The sequence below is a fragment of the Geodermatophilus sp. DF01-2 genome, from assembly GCF_004571065.1.
Lineage (GTDB): Bacteria > Actinomycetota > Actinomycetes > Mycobacteriales > Geodermatophilaceae > Geodermatophilus.
The window spans coordinates 1-1,666 of sequence record NZ_SPQN01000176.1; the positions used below are offsets into that span (position 1 = coordinate 1).

Annotated in this window: 1 protein-coding gene; it reads right to left on the reverse strand. The window is 68.2% G+C overall.

The window, feature by feature from the left end:
• Positions 1 to 91 precede the first annotated feature (91 nt).
• Positions 92 to 1,441: an IS110 family transposase gene (locus E4P41_RS21660; RefSeq protein WP_135143249.1), complete on the reverse strand. Its 1,350-nt coding sequence runs from the start codon at positions 1,439 to 1,441 to the stop codon at positions 92 to 94.
• Positions 1,442 to 1,666: the final 225 nt, after the last annotated feature.

A 1,666-nucleotide genomic window follows, 5' to 3' on the forward strand; every position in this document is an offset into this window, starting at 1 on the left:
CTGACCGGAAAATAGCCACCCGCACTGGGGCTCGGCGAGCGCGCTGCAGCGGACCTCGGCGGCAATCGGCGAGGTCGGCTCGAGTGTGGGGTCAGGCTGCTGCGGTGAGGGTGACGGTGTAGCCGAGTGCTTCCAGGCCGCGGATGTGATCGCGGGTCTTGCGTCCCTTGTCGATTCGGAGGGCGTGGTAGTCGGCGCCGAGGTCGCGGTAGCGCAGTGTCGGGTCGGTGAGCAGGTGCCAGATGATCACGAGGATGGAGCGGGCGACCGCGACGAGGGCCTTGAGCTTGCCGCGGCGTTTGACCAGCCGTCGATAACGCTCGCCGAGGAAGGTGTTGGTCTTCGCCGCGGCGGCCGCTGCCTCACCGAGGATGCCTTTGAGGTAGGGGTTGCCCTTGCCGGTGCGTCCGGCGCGGGTCTTCGGCCCGGACTGGATGGTGCGCGGGCACAGCCGGGTCCAGGACACCAGGTGCGCTGGTGTGGGGAACTGGGCCATGTTCAGTCCGATCTCGGCCAGGATCACCTGGGAGCCGCGGCGGGCCAGGCCGGGGATTTCATCGAGTCGATCCAGCGCCGACAGCGGTTGCTCGCCGCCCAGGGCTGATCCGGTCGGCTGCTCCTCGGCGGGGCCGGCCGGTGCGCGAGCGGCCGGGATCGCCTCGATGAGTTCGTCGATGCGGCTGGTCAGGCGTTCGATCTGGGTGTTGAGCGCGTCGATCTGGTCCAGCAGCATCCGGGCCAGTTCGCCGTGGTGATCGTCGAACCGCCCGGTGAGCGCCTCGACCAGGGCGGTGTGCTTCATCCGCATCCGGCCGCGGGCGAACCCGGCGAGCACTCGTGGGTCGCGTTCGCCGGCGATCAGCGCCTCGATCATCTCCCGCACCGAGACCCCGTCGATTCGACTGGCCACGGTGGTGATCTTGATGAGGGCGTCTTCCAGGAGCTTCTCCAGACGAGACCAGTGCCGGGTCCGTTCCACGGTCAGGTCGGTGCGCAGCCGGGTGTAGTCGCGCAGCACCCGTATCGGCTCGGGAGGTACGAACGAGGGTCGCAGCATGCCCCGCTCGGTGAGCTTGGCCAGCCAGACGGCGTCGAGCTTGTCGGTCTTGGGTCGGCCCGGGACGTTCTTCACCTCTCGGGCGTTGACCAGCATCACCTCCAGACCGCGGGCTTCGAGTAGGTAGAAGAAGCCGCGCCAGTAGTCCGAGGTCGACTCCACCGTGATCCGCTCGATCTGCTGCTCGGCCAGTTGGTCGGCCAAGTCCATGATCGACTGGGTGGTCGACTTCACCTCCCACACCCGGGTCAGGCGCCGCTTGCTGCCGGAGGGGTGCGGCACTCGGGTGCACACCATGCCGGACGCCTTGGCCACGTCGATCGCTGCGACCCGCTCGATGAGTTGCTCGTGCTCCTCGTCGCGGATCTCTTGGGGTTCCTGCATTCGGTGCACCACCCTCCACTGCCCAGACCAGCAAGGCGGGCTGCCCGCGGGGCCCGGTCAGGGAACCGAAAATCTGACCGGCGTGCTCGAAGCACAGTGCGCGACCCTTCAGGTCCAGGCCCCAGCGTCAGACTGAGCTACGGGATCGTGTCCCAGGCGGGAGACCGACGTCGGCGGGCGACCCGGCCACATTTTCACGCCTGCCAGGCGTCACCGATAGGGACA

Coding starts and splice junctions, on each gene's coding strand:
- E4P41_RS21660 (WP_135143249.1), bottom strand. CDS start 1,441: ATGCAGGAACCCCAAGAGATCCGCGACGAGGAGCACGAGCAACTCATC.